Source organism: Streptomyces sp. 6N223 (assembly GCF_052246635.1).
GTDB lineage: Bacteria > Actinomycetota > Actinomycetes > Streptomycetales > Streptomycetaceae > Streptomyces.
Map to the genome: position 1 here is coordinate 1 of NZ_JBQQCA010000079.1, position 20,349 is coordinate 20,349.

A 20,349-nucleotide genomic window follows, 5' to 3' on the forward strand; every position below is an offset into this window, starting at 1 on the left:
GACAGCACAGAGCCCGGCCCGGCGGATGCCGGGCCGGGGCCAGTGTGACGAAGATGCCGAGTCAGTCAGCAGCCAGCGGCCTCAAGAGCCACGCCGTTTCGGAGACGGCGAGGGCTTCGACGAGGAAGTGTCCCGGGAAGACTCCTCGCTCTCCTCCTCGTCCTCCTCGTCGTACATCTCCGCGTACCGTGCGTACAGGTCGTCGTCCAGCTCATCGTCCTCCTCGACCTGCTCGCCGTTCGACGGCCGGTCCGGCGATGATGCACCCAGCTCTTCGGCCAGGCGGGAAAGGTCAGTCCTGCCGCTGTTGTACTTCAGCTGGCGGGCGACCTTCGTCTGCTTGGCCTTGGCCCGGCCGCGCCCCATTGGCTCGACCCCCTCAACGACGGGGCGCAACCGCCCCGGAGTGTTGACATCCGTTCATGATTGAGAGCGGGCTCTCGGACGAGCGCCCGATCCATCGGGCTTCAACCGTACCTGCTTCCGCGTGCGTGCGGTACGCCGTCCGCCGCACCAGGAAGCCCGGCCGACGGCCCGATGGCCCTCTCCGTGCTGGTCAGGGACGATTTTACCGTCTTTCGCCAGTCGACTCGCGCCGGGGTCCGTCCGGAGGACCCAGGGAAGACAGACGAGTGATCCCCGTTACATTCCTCCGGGCACGAGGGACCACCAGGGGCCACGAGGGGTCACGAGGCGTGAGATTCCTGGCCGCGGCCTGCCGCCATCCGCTGCTCAGCGATCCGGTCCGCCGCCACCGCCGGCGGCACTCCGTCCGCGCCCGCCCGTTCGAAGATCTCCAGCGTCGTGTCGTGGATTCCCTCCGCCTTTGCCTTCGCACGAGCGAAGTCGAAGCCCCGCAGCTCGTCGGCGACCTGGATGACGCCGCCGGAGTTGACCACGTAGTCGGGCGCGTAGAGGATCCCGCGGTCGGCGAGGTCCTTCTCCACACCGGGGTGGTCGAGCTGGTTGTTGGCGCCGCCGCAGACCACCTGGGCGGTCAGCCGGGGCACGGTGCGGTCGTTGAGCGCGCCGCCGAGCGCGCAGGGGGCGTAGACGTCGAGCCCCGGCGTGGCGGTCAGCGCGTCGGTGTCGGACACGGCGGTCACCTCACCTCCCGGGTGGGCGTCCAGCACCCGGCGCACCGCCTCCTCGCGCACGTCGGTGATCACGACGCGGGCGCCCGCCTCCACCAGGTGGTCGACCAGCAGGTGCCCGACCTTGCCGACCCCGGCGACGCCGACCGTGCGGCCGGCCAGCTCTGGCGAGCCCCAGCGGTGCCGCGCGCAGGCCCGCATCCCCTGGAAGACGCCGAAGGCGGTCAGCACCGAGGAGTCCCCGGCGCCGCCGTGCTCCGGCGAGCGGCCCGTGGTCCAGCGGCAGACCCGGGCGATGACGTCCATGTCGGGCACGTAGGTGCCGACGTCGCAGGCGGTGACGTAGCGGCCGCCGAGCGAGGCGACGAAGCGGCCGTAGGCCTCCAGCAGCGCCTCGGTCTTGATCCGCTCGGGGTCGCCGATGATCACGGCCTTGCCGCCGCCGTGCGACAGGCCGGCGAGGGCGTTCTTGTAGCTCATGCCGCGCGCGAGGTTGAGCGCGTCGCGCACCGCCGCCTCCTCGGGGGCGGGGGCGCCGGCGTAGGCGTGGAAGCGGGTGCCGCCCAGGGCCGGGCCGAGGGCGGTGGAGTGGATGGCGATCACGGCCTTCAGGCCGGTGGGCCGGTCCTGGCAGAGGACGACCTGCTCGTGGCCGCCCTGCTCGGTGGAGTGGAAGAGGAGGTCCAGGATTGCCGGATTCCCCGTGCTGGGACGTACGTCGGTCACGGTGGTGACTCCTGTAGGTCGCTCGTGGTTGGTCGTTGGTGGCATGAGCCTAAGCCTCGGGGCGGCCCGCTGGGTGCCTGGGGATCGTCACACTGGCACCATCGGGTCGTAACGAGGCGAAGGGAGGGTGGCGTGCCGAAGATCCCGTACGCGGCGTTCCTGAGGGTGTACGAGCCGCTAGCGGCCTTTCCCGAACCGGAGAGGTCCTACTGGGCGGAGTACGCCACCAGGGAGCGGCTGCCGGGCGTGCAGGAGGAGCTGCGCGAGTCGCTGTCGGGCGTGCTGGCCAGGCCGCGCGCCGCGCCCCCGGGGGAGAGCGCCGACGCCTACGTCGCCCGGGTGGACGGCGTGGTCTGCGTCTGCCCGTGGCGGACCCGGCTGCGGTCCTGGCAGGCGCTCGGCGAGGTGGGGCACTGGCTGATGCCGGAGCCGGTGGTGGACGCGGTGCTGCCGTCGGGGGAGCGGATGCGGGCGGCGGAGGAGTACGACCGCTGGCGGGTGCGGAACCCCGACGCCCGGCCCTGGATCCGCTCGGCGCTGTGGCACGTGCCGGTGCGGTGGTTCGCGCTCTTCGACGAGAAGGAGCGGCACTTCGGGAAGTCGTCCGAGGAGGGCGGCGCGCCCGTGCTGCGCTACCGGACGCCGATGGTGCGTGCGCGCCAGCGGGTGGCGAGAGGGCTGCGGACGGTGCGCAAGGCGATGCCGGAGGGGCCGCTGGGGGAGGCGCTCACCGATGTGGGTCGGTGGCTGGAGGAGTTTCATCCGAGGTCACTGGTCGAACTGGACTACGGCGGATTGGTCTATACGATTTCGGAGGACGAACTGGCCGAGGACCACTCGGTGGCCGAGGTGGCCGAGGGGCTGGCGGCTCTCGCCCGGGATGACCTGGACGAGGCGAGCCGGCGGTACGAGGAGCTCACGGACCGGTGGATGACGGTGCGGGAGCGGCAGTTCGCCAACTGAGCGTCGGCCGTTCCGCCTGGGCTGCCCGGGCCGCTTGGGACTAAAGTCCCCCAAGGTCCCCCCAAGCGTGACGGATGGCACTCTACGGAAGTGTTGCCAACAAGCAGTCTCCTCGTGTCAAAATAGGACAAGGAGCTCGCTCCTCGGCGGCGTTCCTTCGGGGTTCGTGACGTCTCATCACCTTGTGACTGATCGTTACGGATGAGTGACCGTCCGCTATGGCACGGTCCATCGGCTTCCGTCGAGGTTGAACACCTGAGAGGGCAATTCCATCGGTTTGGCCGACCCGGCTGGACGGATGGTGTAGTTGTAGTGCCGAGGACAAGCCGTTCGTCCTATAACCGACTCGGCCCGCGTCTGCCATTTCGGGCAACGTGGGTCAAGGTGCAGAATTTAGAGGAAAGAACCGTGATGGTTCGGTTCTCCCGAGGAGGCCGCTCATGACCGCTCGCACCCCTGATGCCGAGCCGCTGCTGACCCCGGCTGAGGTTGCCACGATGTTCCGCGTCGACCCGAAAACGGTCACACGCTGGGCAAAGGCGGGCAAGCTCACGTCAATCCGCACGCTCGGCGGGCATCGCCGCTACCGCGAAGCGGAGGTGCGCGCGTTGCTCGCGGGCATCCCGCAGCAGCGCGGTGAGAGCTGAGGAACACCGTTAAACCCAGGCTCCGGAGCCCCCACTTCGGCCCGCCTGACCCCGATCGCGCCGGACTCCGCCGAGTCCGGCGCGATCTCCTTTGTGCCCCCTCGCGGCCCGTTCGCGGCCCGCTGGCAGCCCGGACGCCGCCCTGGGCGGCCCGCCGGGCGGCCCCGAGCGGGGCGTGCAATTGCACATATTAAATTGGCAGGTGTCTCTACGGGGTCAGATGAGCTCGCCCCGCAACCGACTTGCGTGACTCCCATCACACCCATCGTGCCTTGCCCGGCGCGGCCCACCTGCGGTAATGCGAAAGGCCCGGACCCCCGAGTGGGGATCCGGGCCGAGGCGCCGGGGTGAAACGCGGTCCTGACGGGATTTGAACCCGCGGCCTCCACCTTGACAGGGTGGCGAGCACTCCAAGCTGCTCCACAGGACCATCGTGACCCTCGCGACCAGCGCGCGAGGCGACGCGGGGACTCTACCCCGCGCCCCGCCCGCCCCCCAAGTTGATCAAGCCCGTGCTCAACGCCCCGCGCCCGCCGCGTCGATGGCCTTCTGAACCCGCTTGTCGGAGACCGGATACGCCGTGCCCAGCGCGTGCGCGAAGTAGCTCACCCGCAACTCCTCGATCATCCACCGGATCCCGCCGACCGCCTCCGGCACCGGCTGCCCCGGCGGCAGCGACGCCAGCAGCCCGGCGTACGCCTCCCGCAGCTGCCGCACCTTCGCCAGCCGCGCCGCGTCCCGCTCCGCGTGGTGCGGGAGCTGCTGCAAACGCCGGTCGGCCGCCGTCAGGTAGCGCAGCAGATCCGGCAGGCGCGCCGCGCCGTGGCCCGTCACGAAGCCGTCGTGCACCAGGCCGCCCAGCTGCTGCCGCACGTCCGCCACCGACTCCCGCAGCACCGGGCTGGTCAGCGTGGCCAGGCGCCGCTCGCACGCCTGCCACGCGGCCAGCACCTCCCGCACCTGCCGCACCACCCGCGCGCACGCCTCCGCGATGTCGGCCCGCACCGCGTCCAGCAGCTTGCCGAAGCCCTCCTCGTCCCGGGCCGGGCCGCCGCGCGCCGCGATGAGCTGGTCGGCCGCCGCCGCCACGCAGTCGTCCAGCAGCTGCCGCACGCCGCCGTGCGGGGTGGACGCCAGCGCCAGCTTGGCGGCGTTGTCCAGCCGGTTCAGCGCCGGCCGCGCCGGGTCCGAGGGCAGGCCCAGAAGCACCAGGCGGCGGGTGCCCAGGCGCATCGCCGCGCGCTGCTCGGCCTCGCTGTCGAAGAGCCGCACCCCCGCCGAGCCGTTCCCCGCGTCGACCAGCGCCGGGTACGCCTTCACCGGCTGGCCGCCGCGCCGGGTCTCCACGGTGCGCGGCAGCGGCCCGATGCTCCACCGCGTCAGGCCCTCGCGCGGCCAGGCGCTCACCGGCGTGGGCACGGGCGTGGGCGCCGTCGCCTCGCGCTCGGCGCGCCGCGTCGGCGCCTGCGCCGCCGCCTGCGCCGGCGAGGCGAACGCCCGGTCCAGCGCCGCCTGGGCGTCGGCCCGCAGCCGCCGCGTCAGCTCCGGCAGGTCCTTGGACTCCGCCAGCTTCCTGCGGCGTTCGTCCACCACCCGGAAGGTGATCTTCAGGTGGTCGGGCACCCGCGCCGGGTCGAAGTCCTCCGGCCTGACCGGCTGCCCGGTCAGCCGCGTCAGCGAGCGCGCCAGCGCCGCCGGCAGCGGGCCGGAGCCGGGGTCCGCCTCGCCGAGGAAGCGGCGGGCCACGTCCGGTGCCGGAACGCAGTGCCGCCGGATCGGCTTCGGCAGCGAGCGGATCAGCTCCGTGACCAGTTGCTCACGCAATCCCGGGATCTGCCAGTCGAAGCCGTCGGCCACCACCTGGTTCAGCACCTGCACCGGCACGTGCACCGTGACGCCGTCCGCGTCCGCCCCCGGCTCGAACTGGTAGGTGATCGGCAGCGACAGCCGCCCCTGCCGCCACACGTCCGGATAGTCGGCCTTGGTGACGCCCGCCGCCCGCTCGTTGATGAGCATCGACTTCTCGAAGCTCAGCAGGTCCGGGTCCTCGCGCCGCGCCCGCTTCCACCAGGAGTCGAAGTGCGCGCCGGAGACGACGTCTTCGGGAACGCGCTCGTCGTAGAAGGCGTACAGCGTCTCGTCGTCGACGAGGATGTCGCGCCGCCGCGCCCGGTGCTCCAGCTCCTCCACCTCGGCCAGCAGCTTGCGGTTGTCGTGGAAGAAGCGGTGCTGGGTGCGCCAGTCGCCCTCCACCAGCGCGTGACGCAGGAACAGCTCCCGGCACAGGCCCGGGTCGATGCGGCCGTAGTTGACCTTCCGCTGCGCCACGATCGGCACGCCGTAGAGCGTGACCCGCTCGTACGCCATCACCGCCGCCTGCTTCTGCTCCCAGTGCGGCTCGCTGTAGGTGCGTTTGACCAGGTGTCCGGCGAGCGGCTCGATCCACTCCGGCTCGATGCGGGCGTTGATCCGCGCCCACAGCCGCGAGGTCTCCACCAGCTCCGCCGACATCACCCAGCGCGGCGGCTTCCTGAACAGCGCCGAGCCGGGGAAGACCGCGAACTTCGCGCCGCGCGCGCCCAGATACTCGTGCTTGTCGGGGTCCTTCAGCCCGACGTGCGACAGCAGCCCGGCCAGCAGCGACTGGTGGACGCGCTGCGGCTCGGCGTTGCTGGACAGGCCGATGCCCATCGTGCGGGAGATCGACTTCAGCTGGCCGTAGATGTCCTGCCACTCGCGTATCCGCAGGTAGTTCAGGAACTCCTGCCTGCACATCCGCCTGAACGCCGAGGACGACAGCTCGCGCTGCCGCTCGCGCGCGTAGTCCCACAACGCCAGCAGCGCCAGGAAGTCCGACTCCCCGCCCGGACCCTCCCGGAACCGGGCGTGCCGGGCGTCCGCCTGCTGCTGCTTGTCCGAGGGCCGCTCCCGCGGATCCTGGATCGACAGCGCCGCCGCGATCACCATCACCTCGTGGGCGCAGCCGTTCGCGTCGGCCGCCAGCACCATCCGCGCCAGCCGCGGGTCGACCGGCAGCTGCGCGAGCCGCCGCCCCGTGTCCGTCAGCCGCTGGTCGGCGAGCGCGCCCAGCTCCTCCAGGAGCTGCACGCCCGCCTTGATGCTGCGCCGGTCCGGCGGGTCGATGAAGGGGAACCGCTCGATCTCGCCGAGCCGCGCCGCGTGCATCTGAAGGATCACGGAGGCCAGATTCGTCCGCAGGATCTCCGCGTCCGTGAACTCCGGCCGGGTCAGGAAGTCGTCCTCCGAGTACAGCCGGACGCAGATGCCGTCGCTCGTCCGCCCGCAGCGGCCCTTGCGCTGGTTGGCGCTGGCCTGCGAGATCGGCTCGATCGGCAGCCGCTGCACCTTGGTGCGGTGGCTGTAGCGGGAGATGCGGGCGGTGCCCGGGTCCACGACGTACTTGATGCCGGGAACGGTCAGCGACGTCTCCGCCACGTTCGTCGCCAGCACGATCCGCCGCCCGCCGTGCTGCTGGAACACCCGCTGCTGCTCGCCGTGCGACAGGCGGGCGTACAGCGGCAGCACCTCCGCCGGCCGCAGCTTGCCGCGCTCGATCCGCTCCAGCGCCTCGGCCGTGTCGCGGATCTCCCGCTCGCCGGAGAGGAACACCAGCACGTCGCCGGGCGCCTCCCGCTCCAGCTCGGCCACCGCGTCGCAGATCGCCGTGACCTGGTCGGTGTCCTCGCCCTCCTCCGGCGGCCGGTAGCGCACCTCCACCGGGTACGTGCGCCCCGACACCTCGACCACGGGGGCCTTGAAGTGCCGCGCGAAGCGCTCGGGGTCGATCGTCGCCGAGGTGATGATCACCTTCAGCTCGGGGCGGCGCGGCAGCAGCTGCGTCAGGTAGCCGAGCAGGAAGTCGATGTTGAGGCTGCGCTCGTGCGCCTCGTCGATGATGATCGTGTCGTACGCCCGCAGCTCCCGGTCGTGCTGGATCTCCGCGAGCAGGATGCCGTCCGTCATCAGCTTCACCAGCGTGTCGTCGCTGGCCTGATCCGTGAAGCGGACCTTGTAGCCGACCGCCTCGCCCAGCGGCGTACGCAGCTCGTCCGCGACGCGCTGCGCCACCGTGCGCGCCGCGATCCGGCGCGGCTGCGTGTGCCCGATCAGGCCCTTCACGCCGCGCCCCAGCTCCAGGCAGATCTTCGGGATCTGCGTGGTCTTCCCGGAGCCCGTCTCGCCGGCGACGATCACCACCTGGTGGTCGCGGATCGCCGCCAGGATGTCGTCCTTGCGCTGGCTGACCGGCAGCTCCTGCGGATAGCCGATCTCCGGGACCGCGGCCCGGCGCCGCGCCACGCGCCGCTCGGCGGCGTCGATCGCCTCGGCGATCTCGCCGAGCACCGCCTGTCGCGCCGACTCCTTGCGCATGCGGCGTATGCCCTCCAGCCGCCGGCCGAGCCGGTGGGCGTCGCGCAGCATCAGCCCGGGCAGGCGCTCGGCGAGGGCCTGGGGGGAGAGTTGGGGGGAGGGGAGCGTAGACATACGCCCCCAAGCGTCTCACCTCTCCGCAAGGCCCTGCGAGCCAATACCGGCGAACGCCCCCGTAAGTCACCTACGGTGACGAGGTGAGCACGAGTCCGGTTGGGCGGCCTGTCCGGCGCTGGTGGCGGGCGTTCGCCCACTCGCCCTACTACCCCGCCGCCGTGCTGTCACTGATCGTCGCCGCCTCGGCCGCCCTCTTCGCGGGCTCGTACACCTACGCCATCGCCGACCCGACGCCCCACCGCCTGCCCATCGCCATGGTCGCCGGCGCCGAGACGCCGCAGACCCGCTCCTTCCTCGCGTCCCTGGAACGCCACCTCGACACCTCCCTCGACCCGCGCACCTACCCCTCCTATCCACAGGCTGTGGACGGCATCGAGTCCCAGCACGTCTTCGCGATCATCCGCGCCAGGAACCATCGCGTGGAGCTCGACATCGCCAGCGCCGCCGGCGCCACCGTCGCCGAACTCCTCACCCAGCGGGCGCCGAGGGCCGCCGAGGCCGCCGGCGCCCCGCTCGGCGTCCGCGACCTCAAGCCGCTCAGCCCTCGCGACCCCCGGGGCCTGGCCATTTTTTACATCTCCATCGCCGCCGTCATCGTCGGCTTCCTCGGCGCGGTCCAGCTCAGCATCCACGCCCGCGCCCTCAACCCGCCCGAGCGCATCGCCGTCACCGCCGCGTACTCCCTCCTCGGCGGCCTCGCCATCACGGCGGTCGTCGGCCCCTGGTGGCTGGACGCCCTCCCGCTTCCGATCCTCCAGTCCTGGCTCACCCTGGCCGTGACGATGTTCGCCGCCGGGATGGTCTTCACGATGTTCAACACCCTCATCGGCCGGTGGGCCATCCTGCCCACCTGGGGTCTGATGGTCATGATCGGCAACCCCTCCTCCGGCGGCGCCGTCTCCTGGCCCCTTCTCCCCTCCCCCTTCGCCACCATCGGCCGCTGGCTCCCGCCCGGCGCCTCCGTCAACGCCCAGCACACCGCCATCTACTTCCGCGACGCCCAGCACCTCCAGCCCTACCTCGTCCTCACCGGCTGGGCCGTGGCCGCCTGCGCCGTCTTCTGGATCTGGCGCCACCGGCACCCCGGCGGACGGGACTAGGCCCTGACCGGGAGCGGGACCCCTCCCGACGCCCGGCCTGTAGAAAACGCCGCATGAACACCACCTCCATCACCACGAGGACGCCGGGAGGCGCGCCGCGCTCCCGCCGCCGTACCTACGGCCTGATGGCCACCGGCGCGGCGCTGCTGGCGCTGGGCCTCACGGCCAACACGGCGGTCGCGGCCGAGGCCAAGGCCCCGACGAGGGGCTTCAAGGCCTGCTACGACCTGGACTGCCGGAAGCGGATCAGGGAAGGGAAGGAGTTCAACGCCAACGGCGACTACGGCATCTCCCGGATCAGCATCGAGAACGTCGGCAGGAACGACATCAGCATCTCCTTCACCGGCACCGGCGGCGGAGGAGGAGGGTGCGGGGGCACGCCGCCCCTGGACTGCACCATCAACGGCGTGGAGGTCGATGCCTGGGACGTCGAGGGCAACACGGCCATGTTCCGCTTCAATCCCTGACGCCGCCCGCCCGCCCGCGACCCGCTCGACGCCCCCGCTCCGAGCGGGTCGCGATCACCATGTCAGTGGCCGCTGGCACGATGGCGCCATGGCTTCAGAATCCAGGCACATCAGCGAGCCGATCGCCCGTCCCGCGGGCGAGGTGTACGCCTACGCCTCCGATCCGGCGAACATCCCCGAATGGGCCCCCGGCCTCGGCACCTCCGTCGAGGAGGTCGACGGTCACTGGTTCGTCGAGACCCCGACGGGCCGCGCCGCCGTCACCTTCGCGCCGCTCAACGAGTTCGGCGTCCTCGACCAGGACGTGACGCTCCCCTCCGGCCAGGTCGTCCACAACCCGATCCGGGTCATCCCGGACGGGGACGACAGCGAGGTGATCTTCACGCTGCGTCGCCTCCCCGGGATGAGCGACGAGGAGTTCGACCGCGACGAGGGCCTCGTGGCCGCGGACCTCGCGCGGCTGAGGGAAGTGATGGAACGCCGATGAGCCAGCAAACAACCGGCTCACACAAGTGCGGTGGCTGGGGCCGGGATCGAACCGGCGACCTTCCGCTTTTCAGGCGGACGCTCGTACCAACTGAGCTACCCAGCCGGAGCGGTCCTGACGGGATTTGAACCCGCGGCCTCCACCTTGACAGGGTGGCGAGCACTCCAAACTGCTCCACAGGACCTGGTGCGCGCGAGAGACAGTCTCCCATAGGATCTTGCCTGCCCCCAACGGGATTCCCTCGCCGTGCGAGGTGCGCCCGTGTCGCTGAAGCAGAGTATCACGGTGGGTGCGCCGTCTCGGCGTGCTGCCAGGTCAGCGGAGGGGACCGGGAGGGGTCCCGAGCGGCGTGCTCGACACTCTCCGGCATGACCGAACACCGTCCCAGGGTACGCGGGGAGCACCGCCATGCGTGAAAACGTCGAGCGCGAGGTACGCCAGATCGCCTGGGAGGTAGCGATCGAGGCGATCCGGCCGCAGGCCACGCAGGCGGCCATCGACAAGGCGGCGCGCTGGTTCGTGGAGACCACGGCGCGCGAGGTCGCGACCCATGTGACCCGCGAGCTGATGGACGGGGCGCGGCTCGAAGCGGACGAGGTGCGGCGCATCGCCAAGGAGCAGGCCCTTCGCGCGGCGGCGGCGAGCGCCCGCGCGGCCATGCAGGACGTGCGGGAGGAGAGCAACGCCACGCTGCAGGTCGTGCGGGCCGAGAGCACCGCGGCGATCGAGAAGCTGCGCGAGGAGAGCGACGCGGCGCTGGGCGAGGCCCGGGACGAGAGCGGCGCGGCGCTGCGCGAACTGCGGGAGGGGGTCGGCGCCGCGCTGCGGCAGGCGCGGGAGGGGAGCGGCGCGGCGCTCCGCGAGGCGCGGGAGGGGACCGAGGCCGCGCTGTGGCAGGCGCAGGAGGGCACCGGCGCGGCGTTGAGCGAGGCGCGGGAGGGGACGGAGGCCGCGCTGCGCGAGGCGCGGGAGGGGACCGAGGCCGCGCTGCGCGAGACGCGGGAGGCCACGAGCAAGGCGCTGCGCGAGACGCGGGAGGTCACCAGCAAGGCGCTGCGCGAGGCCCGGGAGGAGGCGAGCGCCGCGCTGGCCGGCCTGCGGGAGGCGCGGGAGGGGGCCGGCGCCGCGATCGAGAGCCTGCGGGAGGAGAGCGACACGGCGCTGCGCGGCATGGTGGAGAGCGGCAAGGCGGCGCTGCTGGCGTTCGCCCGCGACGAGGCCGCCCGGGTCGTCGCGGAGATGGCGCCCCACGTCCTGGAGGTGGTGCTGCCCGAGGGCGAGCGGATCCGGGTGGAGGGCTTCACACACAAGGCGCTGCCCGACGTGCTCACCGTGCTGAACGCCCGCTGCCACGTCCTCCTCGTCGGCCCGGCCGGCACCGGCAAGTCGATGATGGCGAAGCAGGCGGCCGAGGCGCTCGGGCTTGAGCTCCAGGCGCTGTCGCTGGGCCCGACCACGCCGATGAGCAAGATCTTCGGCTACTACGACGCGCACGGGCAGTACCACGACACCCCCTTCCGCCGCGCCTTCGAGCACGGCGGGCTGATGCTGCTGGACGAGCTCGACAGCGGGCACCCCGGGCTGCTGGCCGAGCTGAACCAGGCCCTGGCCATCGGGACCTGCGCCTTCGCCGACGGCATGGTCGACGCCCATCCCGACTTCCGCCTCATCGCGACCGCCAACACCTACGGCACGGGCGGCGACCGCCAGTACGTGGGCCGCCAGGCGCTGGACGCGGCCACCCTCGACCGCTTCGTGATCGTCGACGTGCCGGTCGACGAGGAGCTGGAGGAACGCGTCGCGCTCGCCCACGCCCCGGCCAAGGAGGACGAGGCCCGAGGGGTCATCAAGGAGGTGCGGCGGCTGCGCGCCACGGCGGAGGAGAAGCGGCTGCCGGTGATGTTCTCGCCGCGCGCCAGCATCGACGCGGCGAAGCTGATCCAGGCCGGGGCCAGCGTGGACCAAGCCCTCCAGTGGCGGGTGGTGCGCGGCATGTCGGCGGCGCACCGCGCGGCGCTCGGGATCGACTCGTGAATGTGAACGCCACCACTGACGCCGCCGCCACCACGAGCGCCGCCGCCACCGCCACCGACAACGCCGCCGAGCGCGGGCCCGGCGCGGGCGGCCGGCCGGAGACCACGTACGAGCTGCCGCCGATCTGGTCCTGGCAGGACTTCGTCGACGCCGCCCGCGCCCCCGACACCATCCCCGACGGCCAGGGCCGCCACAACATCGGCGGCTGGGCCGGCGCGACCTGGGAGGAGGCGCTGGGCCTGGCCAGGGACGGGTGGACCCAGGAGGTGCCCGAGGCCGACGTCAGCGTGGCCGCGCTGCGCGAGCGCGCCGGCGAGGAGGTGATGACCACGCAGCTCGTGCCGGTGTGGGACGTCACCGGCAGCGAGGTGGACGTGGGGGCGTACCTCGCGGGCGAGCCCGAGTGCATGGTGGACGCGGCCCCGCAGCGGATCTCGGCGCGCGGCCGGGTGGTGACCTTCTTCGTCCCGGCCGGATACGTGAACACCACCCCGCACGCCTCCGTCCACAACCGGGGGACGGCCCTGGCCGCGCTCTGCTCGGCGATCCTGGCGGCCGGGCACAGCGTCGAGATCTGGTCGGGCTTCTGCGCCCACCTGGGGAGGCGGCGCTGCGCCTCGGTGGCGCGGGTGATCTCGGCGGCGGAGCCGTTCGACGTGGGGCGGCTGCTCTTCGTCATGGCACACCCGGCGTTCTTCCGGCGGCTGTGGTTCGCCGTCTGGGACAGCGCCCCGCGCGAGTGGGCGAGGCTGATGAACCGCCTCAACTACGCCTCGCCGCCCTACACCTGCTACCCGGAGGACCTCCCGGACGGCGTCACGGACCCGTACATCTTCCCCTACCTGGCGCCGCAGGACCCGCAGTGGCGGACCTTCGACTCGGCGATGGCCTGGTGCGAGGGGATGTTCCGGGACCTCGGGCTGGTCAGGGAGTCCTAGCCTCACAACGCCAGCAGCACGGCGTAGGCGAAGAAGAACGCCGCCATGATCGCGGCCACGAGGACGACCGCGACCAGCGGTGCGGCGGCCCAGCCCCGCAGCGGGTTGTGCGTCTCGCGCGGGCCCGCGCCCGAGGTGCTGCCCTCGGCGGGCGGGGTCTCGCCGGCCGGCACCGAGCCGCCGCGGTCGAGGCCCGTCGTGGTGCCCGGGTCCGGGTCGGGGTTGGCCTCGCCGATTCCTCTCGACGTTCTCGACCTTCCCGACCTTCGAGGCCTTCGCGACCTTCTGGTTTCTCCCATAAGTCACATTCTGGACCCTGCGCGCCCCCACACGCCCACGAAGGAGTCAATCACCGCCGGTGTGGTACCTCGCCGCTACAACAAGCCCCACAGCGCAGCGGAAGGGACGGACGGCACCATGGTGACGCTGACGAAGCCGCCGGAGGCGGCACCACCGGGGCGGTCGCGCAAGACCAGGGCGCCGGGCCGGGCCGTGGTCGGCTGGCTGACCACCACCGACCACAAGCAGATCGCCGTGCTCTACATCGCCACCGCGTTCGGCTTCTTCCTCGTCGCGGGCGCGCTGGCGCTGGTGATGCGGGCCGAGCTGGCCCGCCCCGGCATGCAGCTCATCTCCGCCGAGCAGTACAACCAGGCGTTCACGCTGCACGGCGGCATCATGCTGCTGCTCTTCGCCACCCCGCTCTTCGCCGGCTTCGCCAATCTCATCATGCCGCTGCAGATCGGCGCCCCGGACGTGGCGTTCCCGCGCCTGAACGCCCTCGCCTACTGGCTCTTCCTCTTCGGCGGCCTGCTCGTCCTCGGCTCGCTGCTGACGCCCGACGGCTCCGCCAGTTTCGGCTGGTTCTCCTACGCCCCCCTCAACAACGCCGTCCACTCGCCCGGCATGGGCCCCGACATGTGGATCATGGGCCTGGCTCTGGCCGGCTTCGGCACCATCGTCGGCGCCGTCAACTTCATGGCCACCATCATCTGCATGCGCGCCCCCGGCATGACGATGTTCCGGATGCCGATCTTCACCTGGAACGTGCTGCTCACCGGGGTCATGGTGCTGCTGGCGTTCCCGGTGCTGGCCGCCGCCCTCTTCGCCCTGGAGGCCGACCGGGCCTTCGGCGCCCACATCTTCGACTCCGCCAACGGCGGCGCCCTGCTGTGGCAGCACCTCTTCTGGTTCTTCGGCCACCCCGAGGTCTACATCATCGCGCTGCCGTTCTTCGGCATCATCAGCGAGATCATCCCCGTCTTCTCCCGCAAGCCGATCTTCGGCTATCTCGGCCTCATCGCCGCCACCATCACCATCGCCGGGCTGTCCATGACCGTCTGGGCCCACCACATGTTCGCCACCGGCGCCGTCCTCCTCCCCTTCTTCTCCCTCCTCTCCTTCCTGATCGCCGTGCCGACCGGCGTGAAGTTCTTCAACTGGATCGGCACCATGATGAAGGGGTCCCTCAGCTTCGAAACGCCGATGCTGTGGTCGATCGGCTTCCTCGTCACCTTCCTCTTCGGCGGCCTCACCGGCGTCATTCTCGCCTCACCGCCGCTGGACTTCCACGTCACCGACACCTACTTCGTCGTCGGCCACTTCCACTACGTCGTCTTCGGCACCGTCGTCTTCGCCATGTTCGCCGGCTTCCACTTCTGGTGGCCCAAGATGACCGGCACGATGCTCAACGAGACCATCGGCAGGATCCACTTCTGGACGCTGTTCGTCGGCTTCCACACCACCTTCCTCGTCCACCACTGGCTCGGGGCCGAGGGCATGCCGCGCCGCTACGCCGACTACCTCGCCTCCGACGGCTTCACCGCGCTCAACACGGTCTCCAGCATCGGGGCGTTCCTGCTGGGCATGTCCACCCTCCCCTTCCTCTACAACATCTGGTGGACCGCCCGGCACGCCCCCGCAGTCGAGGTCGACGACCCCTGGGGATTCGGCCGCTCCCTGGAGTGGGCCACCTCCTGCCCGCCGCCCCGCCACAACTTCATCTCCCTCCCCCGCATCCGCTCGGAGTCCCCCGCCTTCGACCTCCACCACCCCGAGGTCACCGGGAGCGAACTGGAGGTCCAGCCGCGCCAGGGCACCATCCGCCACGTCGGCTGACGGGCCTGCGTTGCCGCAGCGGCTCAGCCGCCGAGCGCCGCGAGGTAGCGGCGGGCGCCGCGCGCGAGCCCCGGCCAGTCGCCCGCCTCGAGCGCATCGGCGTCGATGTGGCGTACGCCCACGCCCACGCCGACGCACCCCGCCGCCAGGCAGTCCCGCCCCAGCTCGGCGGTGATCCCGCCGACCGCCAGCAGCGGGATGTCCGGCAGCGTCGTGGCGAGCTGCCGCACGTACCCCGCGCCGACCGGGCCCACGGGGAAGATCTTCACCACGTCGGCTCCCGCGCGCCGCGCCTGCGCGACCTCGGTCGGGGTGAAGGCGCCCGGCACCGAGACCAGCCCGGCCTCCTTCGTCGCGGCCACCACCTCCGGGTCCAGGTGCGGCGAGAGCAGGAACGCCGCACCCGCGTCCGCCGCCGCCTTGACCTCCTCGCGGCTGCGGACGGTGCCCGCGCCGATCAGCGCGCGGTCCCCGAAACGCCGCGCCAGCTCGGCGACGCAGCCGAGCGCGCCCGGCGTGTCCAGCGTCGTCTCGAAGCCGGTGACGCCCGCCTCCAGCAGAGCCTCGGTGGCGGCCAGCGCGGCGTCGGGCGCCAGCCCCCGGTAGATGACGACGAGGCGGGGAAGGGCGGATGAGGACGAGGACGAGGATGCGGATGAGGATCTCGGTGCTGCGTCCATGGCCATGGCGTTCACGGTGTGGCTCCCAGGTCAGGCGGCGGGTATCTCCACCGTCTCAAAGCTGCGTGCCGAGGTCAGCATCGCCTCCATCACGTGGTGGGTGCGCAGCTGGTCCCGCAGCGTCGGCAGCGGCGTCGCCCGGCCGCGCACCACGTCGAGGAAGTGCGCGATCTCCGCGTCCTGGCCCGCCGCGCCCGTCGTGTCCTGCCAGCGGTGGTGCGTGCCGCCGTCCCACGCGGTCTCGGTCCACGCCGCCCAGCCCGCGATGGGATCGGCCTCGGCCATGCCCTCGGTGCCCAGCACCCGCACCACCCGCACCCCGGGCCGGGGCCGCTGCGAACGCCCCGACTGCTGGAAGCTGCCGATCCTGCCGTCGGCGAACCGCAGCGAGGCGACGATGTCGAGGTCGGTCCGCGGCCCCGTCGGCCCCTCCGCCCGGTCCGGCAGCGTGAACGCCCCGACGTGCGTGGGCTCCCCGAACAGGTGCCGGATCGTCGTCACCATGTGAACGCCGCCGTTGAGCAGCCGGCTGCGCTGCTGCTGCGGGGTGCGCGGCAGTGCCGTGCCGGTCTCCAGGGTGCCGGCGACGACCAGCGGCTCGCCCAGCGCGCCGCCCTCCACCAGCCGCCGCAGCCGCGCGATGGCCGGGCTGTGCAGCCAGTTCTCGGCGACCATGGCGACCGGCCCGCCCGCCGCCTCCGCCTCCTCGGCGGCCTCCGCCATCGCCCGCACCTCCGCCAGCGACCAGGCGGCGGGCTTCTCCACCAGCACGTGCTTGCCCGCCCGCAACGCCGCCAGCAGCTGTGGCGCGTGGTGCTCGGGCGGCGTACACAGGTCGACCACCGCCACGTCCGGGTCGTCCAGCACGGTCGCCAGGTCGGTGGCCGAACGCGGCACGGACCAGGTCGCGGCGGCCTCGCGCGCCGAGTCGCGGTCGACGTCGACCGTCCACAGCAGCCGCGCGTCGCTGCGGGCCGCCCAGGCCGACAGGTGCCATTTGCGGGCGATGCGGCCCGTGCCGACGACGGCGACGCCCAGCGCGCCCGCCGTCGGGCTCGCGCCCGCGCCCACGTCCGGGCCCGGATCCGGCTCGGGTTCCGATTCCGGTTCCGGTTCCGGGGTCCGACGCGGGTCCGATAGTGCAGTGCCCATGCGATGCCGCCTCCTTGCGCCAACGCCCAGCCCCCGTGACCGGCCTTCGTGACCGGCCTTGCGGTGAGCGTCAGGTTAGGACGGGCGGCACGGCCGTCACCACCGCTCGGCGCCGCCCTTGTGGGGGCGCGCGGTTGCGCCGCCGCCGTGCCCTCGGCCGCCCGCGCCCTCGGCCGTAGGATCCGCCCCATGGACGGGGTGCGCGACATGCTCGACGTGCTGGCGATCGGCGAGACCATGGTCATGGTCACGCCCGAGCACGCGGGAGGCCGCCTCACGGGCGACGGCACCTTCGTGCTGCGGCCCGGCGGCGCGGAGTCCAACGTGGCCGCGCTGCTCGCCGAGCTCGGCCACGCGGCGGCGTGGGCCGGGGCGCTGGGGGCCGACCGGCTCGGCGACATCGTCATCGACACCCTCGCCGGGCGCGGCGTCGACACCCGCCTGGTACGCCGCGACCCGGACCGGCCCACCGCCGTCTACGTCAAGGACCCCGCCCCCGAGGCCACCCGCGTCCTCTACTACCGCGACGGATCGGCCGCCTCCGCCATGAGCGCCGCCGACGTCCGCGCGTGGCGGGCGCGGCCCGCGCGCCTGCTGCACCTCTCCGGTATCACCGCCGCGCTCTCCACGGCCTGCGGGGAGCTGATGCGGCACCTGGTCCACGACCGCCCGCTCGGTACGCGGTGGCTCAGCTTCGACGTGAACCACCGGCCCGCGCTGTGGCGCGGCGAAGACGACGACGCGGCGGGGGAGTTGCTGGCCCTCGCCCAGGCCGGCGACGTGGTGTTCGTGGGCCGGGACGAGGCCGAGGCGCTGTGGGGAACGCCGGACGCCGACAGCGTCCGCCGCCTGATCGACAAGCCGGGCCACCTGGTGGTGAAGGACGCCGCGGCCGAGGCCGTGGCGTTCACGCCCTCCGGGACCTTCCGCGAGCCCGCACGCCGCGTCGCCGTGGTCGAGCCGGTGGGTGCCGGCGACGCCTTCGCCGCGGGCTGGCTGAGCGGCCTCCTCCACGGCGACGACGAGCCGACGCGCCTCCGCCTCGGCCACTACGCGGCATCCCAGGTCCTGGCGTCCTCCTCGGACTTCGCCCCGCTGCCGCCGGCCGAGGTGCTGCGCGTCCGCGGCCGGCGAGCGTCTGACGCGCCCTGACTCGCCCTGACGACGGCCGCGCGGGCAGGGCGGGCGACGGTCCGGAAACCCCCGTCGCGTGCCGGCGGGAGCCCCCGGGCCGCCGGATTCACACCAGGGCGGTGTCGGTCACCTTCTCCAGGAAGTCCTCCTGGATGAGGATCGCGGGCTTGTCGTTGAGAAGGATCCGGTACAGGCGGGAGAACAACAGGCCGGGTCCGCCGCGGATCCAGATCAGCTCGCGCCGGTGGGAGATACGCGAGCTCAGGAGCTGGGTGCCCAGGCTCGCCCCGGCGCGGGACATGTCCATCAGGAAGGAGCTGGGCAGCCGCGGCGGGTAGAGGTGGGACAGGGCGCGCACGTAGGTGGTGCCCGAGAGGGCGCCGTTGAGCTCGACCCGCCTTCGGACGCAGGGCTCGCTGCCGATGCTCAGCCAGTGGCGCTGCTCAGGGTCCGGCAGGCCCTGAGCGTTCTCGAAGCATTCGGTGGCGATGTCCTCCAGATGGAGAGCGGACAGCATGTTGGTAAGCGTCCCGTCGCTTACCATCACGGCTCGATAGGCGGGATCAAGATGCCCGAGTTCAGCCAGATACTTGTCAGTCTCAGCCCGCGATACAAAGAACTTGGACAGATCAGAAGTCTCCGATCTTAACATCTCTACTCCAGATCGAGAGAAAAGAAGAGCGGCAGGAGTCGCAAGAGTGGCGAAGTGAGAAGGTGCTGTGCCGGCACTGCGAGAAGATGCTCCACGGCGATTCCCCCGGCACCAGCCGCATCATCCTTGAACTTCCCCACCCGCGCCCGGCCGAGACAGCCGGGAGGCCGACTCGCGGCAGCATACGCGTATTGTCAGTCAAGCGTCGAGGCGTGCTCCCTGAATTCACACCTACGGGTGAATGCCCCGCCGGTATCTCCGAGCGACATCGGGCTCAGGGCAGGCGCGATCCTGTGTTCGATGACGCCGGGGAAGTCGCTCGGGTGACCGAGGATTCGATATCGCAAGCCGTCACCGAGCTTTGGGCATAGGTTGACCCGTCCGCGAGGCGAGGTGTACGGTCGCATCTCGATTCGGAGGAATCCGCTGGGCAACCCTGCGCGTCCGCCTCCGAACTCTTCCACAACTTCTTTCGAATCTGGGAAAAGAACGGCTCGCCGTTGACCCGTAACACTCCTTTCTTCGCCAGATCTCTGGTGCATTGTTCTCACTCCTTAGAAGTCCCATGGAACCGGCGACCATCGGGGGAGGCCAGTCAGTGACGGATGTGCGCTGCGGACGCAGGCCCACGACGCGGGCCGATGAGGGGGACGGGGGCAAGGTCGTCTTCCTCCTCGGGGGGCAGGGATCGCAGCACTTCGGCATGGCGCGGATCCTGCACGACAGGGATTCCGTCTTCCGGTCGACGATGCTGCGCCTGGACGAGCTGGCCGCCAAGCGATGCGGCCGCTCCCCGCTCGACTACCTCTACGACCCCGAACGAGGGTTCGCCGACCGCTGCGACGACCTCCTCATGACGAACCTCGCGATCTTCATGGCGGAGTTCTCCCTCGCCCGGACGCTCGAGTCGCGCGGCGTCAGGCCCGACCTCCTGGTCGGCAGCAGCCTCGGCGAGTTCATCGCCGTCGCCGTGGCCGGCCACGCGACCCCCGACGAAGTCCTGGACTTCCTCGTCGAGTTGTCGCACTGCCTGGAGAGCACCTCCCCGCCCGGCGGCATGGTCGCCGTCCTCGCGGAGCTCGACCGGTACCGCGAGGCGGTCGTACCCCGGTCCGACATCGCCATCGCCTCCATCAACAACACCCAGCACTTCATCATCAGCGCCGACCGGGTGGCACTGGACCGTGCCGGCCGGATGATGGCCGCCCACGGACTGCTCACCCAGGACCTGCCGGTGGCGTACGCCTTCCACTCACCCGTGATGGAGCACTCCGCCTCCGGCATCCACCAGCTCAGCGCCCAGCTCCGCCTCCACCTCCCGGCGGACGCCGCCACCCCGATCTACTCCTCGCGCACCGCGTCCCTCGTCACCGAGGTGTCGGCCGAGACCTGCTGGCAGGTCCTGCGCGGGCCGATCCGCTTCACCGAGACCGTTGCCCGTATCCCCCACTACGCACGGCACCGGTACGTCGACCTGTCTCCGTCATCGACGCTCGCCGCGATCCTGCGGTCGAGCCTGCCCGAGGCCGTGACCTTCCCCATCATCACGCCGTTCAACGCCGAGATACAGAACATCGAGCGGCTGACCGAGCGGCTGACGGAAGGCGCCGCGGACCACACCTGAACGGCACCGCAAACCCGCGCACCG

The 20,349-nt window shown here is 71.8% G+C and carries 17 protein-coding genes and 3 tRNA genes; 10 read left to right on the forward strand and 10 right to left on the reverse strand.

The genetic code is table 11. The features are described 5' to 3' along the window. Window positions 1–81 precede the first annotated feature (81 nt). Entirely contained in the window at window positions 82–366 is a 285-nt protein-coding gene (locus tag ACTWQH_RS30610) for a DUF3073 domain-containing protein (protein WP_443290059.1), read from the reverse strand. A gap of 320 nt (window positions 367–686) precedes the next feature. Further along, window positions 687–1,865 (reverse strand): Leu/Phe/Val dehydrogenase, encoded by a 1,179-nt coding sequence (locus ACTWQH_RS30615; RefSeq protein ID WP_443290060.1) that lies wholly within the window; start codon window positions 1,863–1,865, stop codon window positions 687–689. 87 nt (window positions 1,866–1,952) lie between these two features. Between ACTWQH_RS30615 and ACTWQH_RS30620 the strand changes: the two genes are divergently transcribed. Together ACTWQH_RS30620 and bldC are read left to right on the forward strand one after the other, a co-directional pair. After that, window positions 1,953–2,783 (forward strand): hypothetical protein, encoded by an 831-nt coding sequence (locus ACTWQH_RS30620; RefSeq protein ID WP_443290061.1) that lies wholly within the window; start codon window positions 1,953–1,955, stop codon window positions 2,781–2,783. 440 nt (window positions 2,784–3,223) lie between these two features. Further along, window positions 3,224–3,430: a developmental transcriptional regulator BldC gene (bldC, locus tag ACTWQH_RS30625; RefSeq protein WP_347588499.1), complete on the forward strand. Its 207-nt coding sequence runs from the start codon at window positions 3,224–3,226 to the stop codon at window positions 3,428–3,430. A 355-nt stretch (window positions 3,431–3,785) separates the two neighbouring features. Here bldC and ACTWQH_RS30630 read toward each other — a convergent pair. Beyond that, a tRNA-Asp gene (locus ACTWQH_RS30630) sits at window positions 3,786–3,860 on the reverse strand. 86 nt (window positions 3,861–3,946) lie between these two features. After that, window positions 3,947–7,936, reverse strand: a complete 3,990-nt coding sequence (gene hrpA / locus ACTWQH_RS30635; RefSeq protein WP_443290062.1) for an ATP-dependent RNA helicase HrpA — start codon at window positions 7,934–7,936, stop codon at window positions 3,947–3,949. A gap of 83 nt (window positions 7,937–8,019) precedes the next feature. On the opposite strand from hrpA, the gene ACTWQH_RS30640 reads away from it, so the two are divergent. The 3 genes from ACTWQH_RS30640 to ACTWQH_RS30650 all read left to right on the forward strand — a co-directional run bounded on the left by ACTWQH_RS30640 (window position 8,020) and on the right by ACTWQH_RS30650 (window position 9,993). Next, window positions 8,020–9,039 (forward strand): ABC transporter permease, encoded by a 1,020-nt coding sequence (locus ACTWQH_RS30640; RefSeq protein ID WP_443290063.1) that lies wholly within the window; start codon window positions 8,020–8,022, stop codon window positions 9,037–9,039. A 53-nt stretch (window positions 9,040–9,092) separates the two neighbouring features. Further along, window positions 9,093–9,506 carry a hypothetical protein gene (locus ACTWQH_RS30645; protein ID WP_443290064.1) on the forward strand — a complete coding sequence of 138 codons (414 nt, stop codon included), beginning with the start codon at window positions 9,093–9,095 and terminating at the stop codon, window positions 9,504–9,506. Between the two features lie 88 nt (window positions 9,507–9,594). Next, on the forward strand, window positions 9,595–9,993 hold the full coding sequence (locus ACTWQH_RS30650) for an SRPBCC family protein (RefSeq protein ID WP_443290065.1): 399 nt from the start codon (window positions 9,595–9,597) through the stop codon (window positions 9,991–9,993). Window positions 9,994–10,024: 31 nt separating this feature from the next. Here ACTWQH_RS30650 and ACTWQH_RS30655 read toward each other — a convergent pair. Both ACTWQH_RS30655 and ACTWQH_RS30660 read right to left on the reverse strand, forming a co-directional pair. Beyond that, window positions 10,025–10,098, reverse strand: a tRNA-Phe gene (locus ACTWQH_RS30655). Between the two features lie 4 nt (window positions 10,099–10,102). Then, a tRNA-Asp gene (locus ACTWQH_RS30660) sits at window positions 10,103–10,177 on the reverse strand. A 224-nt stretch (window positions 10,178–10,401) separates the two neighbouring features. Between ACTWQH_RS30660 and ACTWQH_RS30665 the strand changes: the two genes are divergently transcribed. Beyond that, entirely contained in the window at window positions 10,402–12,027 is a 1,626-nt protein-coding gene (locus tag ACTWQH_RS30665; RefSeq protein WP_443290066.1) for an AAA family ATPase, read from the forward strand. Between the two features lie 2 nt (window positions 12,028–12,029). Then, window positions 12,030–12,965, forward strand: coding sequence for a DUF7192 family protein (locus ACTWQH_RS30670; protein WP_443290067.1), 936 nt, complete (start codon window positions 12,030–12,032; stop codon window positions 12,963–12,965). Between the two features lie 2 nt (window positions 12,966–12,967). Here ACTWQH_RS30670 and ACTWQH_RS30675 read toward each other — a convergent pair whose 3' ends face one another. Beyond that, window positions 12,968–13,264, reverse strand: coding sequence for a DUF6480 family protein (locus tag ACTWQH_RS30675; protein ID WP_443290068.1), 297 nt, complete (start codon window positions 13,262–13,264; stop codon window positions 12,968–12,970). A 118-nt stretch (window positions 13,265–13,382) separates the two neighbouring features. Between ACTWQH_RS30675 and ctaD the strand changes: the two genes are divergently transcribed. After that, the gene (gene ctaD, locus ACTWQH_RS30680; protein WP_443290069.1) at window positions 13,383–15,083 is read left to right on the forward strand and encodes an aa3-type cytochrome oxidase subunit I; all 1,701 of its coding nucleotides are present in this window, start codon (window positions 13,383–13,385) and stop codon (window positions 15,081–15,083) included. 23 nt (window positions 15,084–15,106) lie between these two features. Here ctaD and ACTWQH_RS30685 read toward each other — a convergent pair whose 3' ends face one another. Continuing rightward, window positions 15,107–15,769, reverse strand: a complete 663-nt coding sequence (locus ACTWQH_RS30685; protein WP_443290070.1) for a bifunctional 4-hydroxy-2-oxoglutarate aldolase/2-dehydro-3-deoxy-phosphogluconate aldolase — start codon at window positions 15,767–15,769, stop codon at window positions 15,107–15,109. A gap of 24 nt (window positions 15,770–15,793) precedes the next feature. After that, window positions 15,794–16,915 (reverse strand): Gfo/Idh/MocA family protein, encoded by a 1,122-nt coding sequence (locus ACTWQH_RS30690; RefSeq protein WP_443290071.1) that lies wholly within the window; start codon window positions 16,913–16,915, stop codon window positions 15,794–15,796. Between the two features lie 189 nt (window positions 16,916–17,104). Between ACTWQH_RS30690 and ACTWQH_RS30695 the strand changes: the two genes are divergently transcribed. Next, on the forward strand, window positions 17,105–18,067 hold the full coding sequence (locus ACTWQH_RS30695; RefSeq protein WP_443290072.1) for a sugar kinase: 963 nt from the start codon (window positions 17,105–17,107) through the stop codon (window positions 18,065–18,067). Window positions 18,068–18,155: 88 nt separating this feature from the next. On the opposite strand, the gene ACTWQH_RS30700 is transcribed toward ACTWQH_RS30695, so the two are convergent. Beyond that, window positions 18,156–18,701, reverse strand: a complete 546-nt coding sequence (locus tag ACTWQH_RS30700) for a chorismate pyruvate-lyase family protein (RefSeq protein WP_443290073.1) — start codon at window positions 18,699–18,701, stop codon at window positions 18,156–18,158. Window positions 18,702–19,299: 598 nt separating this feature from the next. On the opposite strand from ACTWQH_RS30700, the gene ACTWQH_RS30705 reads away from it, so the two are divergent. Next, window positions 19,300–20,325 (forward strand): acyltransferase domain-containing protein, encoded by a 1,026-nt coding sequence (locus ACTWQH_RS30705; RefSeq protein WP_443290074.1) that lies wholly within the window; start codon window positions 19,300–19,302, stop codon window positions 20,323–20,325. Window positions 20,326–20,349 lie beyond the last annotated feature (24 nt).

What these genes read in the sequence shown, in the direction of transcription:
- hrpA (WP_443290062.1), bottom strand. Translation starts at nt 7,936, where the DNA reads ATGTCTACGCTCCCCTCCCCCCAACTCTCCCCCCAGGCCCTCGCCGAG.
- ACTWQH_RS30650 (WP_443290065.1), top strand. Translation starts at nt 9,595, where the DNA reads ATGGCTTCAGAATCCAGGCACATCAGCGAGCCGATCGCCCGTCCCGCG.
- ACTWQH_RS30645 (WP_443290064.1), top strand. Translation starts at nt 9,093, where the DNA reads ATGAACACCACCTCCATCACCACGAGGACGCCGGGAGGCGCGCCGCGC.
- bldC (WP_347588499.1), top strand. Translation starts at nt 3,224, where the DNA reads ATGACCGCTCGCACCCCTGATGCCGAGCCGCTGCTGACCCCGGCTGAG.
- ACTWQH_RS30685 (WP_443290070.1), bottom strand. Translation starts at nt 15,769, where the DNA reads ATGGCCATGGACGCAGCACCGAGATCCTCATCCGCATCCTCGTCCTCG.
- ctaD (WP_443290069.1), top strand. Translation starts at nt 13,383, where the DNA reads ATGGTGACGCTGACGAAGCCGCCGGAGGCGGCACCACCGGGGCGGTCG.
- ACTWQH_RS30690 (WP_443290071.1), bottom strand. Translation starts at nt 16,915, where the DNA reads ATGGGCACTGCACTATCGGACCCGCGTCGGACCCCGGAACCGGAACCG.
- ACTWQH_RS30610 (WP_443290059.1), bottom strand. Translation starts at nt 366, where the DNA reads ATGGGGCGCGGCCGGGCCAAGGCCAAGCAGACGAAGGTCGCCCGCCAG.
- ACTWQH_RS30675 (WP_443290068.1), bottom strand. Translation starts at nt 13,264, where the DNA reads ATGGGAGAAACCAGAAGGTCGCGAAGGCCTCGAAGGTCGGGAAGGTCG.
- ACTWQH_RS30615 (WP_443290060.1), bottom strand. Translation starts at nt 1,865, where the DNA reads ATGCCACCAACGACCAACCACGAGCGACCTACAGGAGTCACCACCGTG.
- ACTWQH_RS30700 (WP_443290073.1), bottom strand. Translation starts at nt 18,701, where the DNA reads ATGTTAAGATCGGAGACTTCTGATCTGTCCAAGTTCTTTGTATCGCGG.
- ACTWQH_RS30695 (WP_443290072.1), top strand. Translation starts at nt 17,105, where the DNA reads ATGGACGGGGTGCGCGACATGCTCGACGTGCTGGCGATCGGCGAGACC.
- ACTWQH_RS30665 (WP_443290066.1), top strand. Translation starts at nt 10,402, where the DNA reads ATGCGTGAAAACGTCGAGCGCGAGGTACGCCAGATCGCCTGGGAGGTA.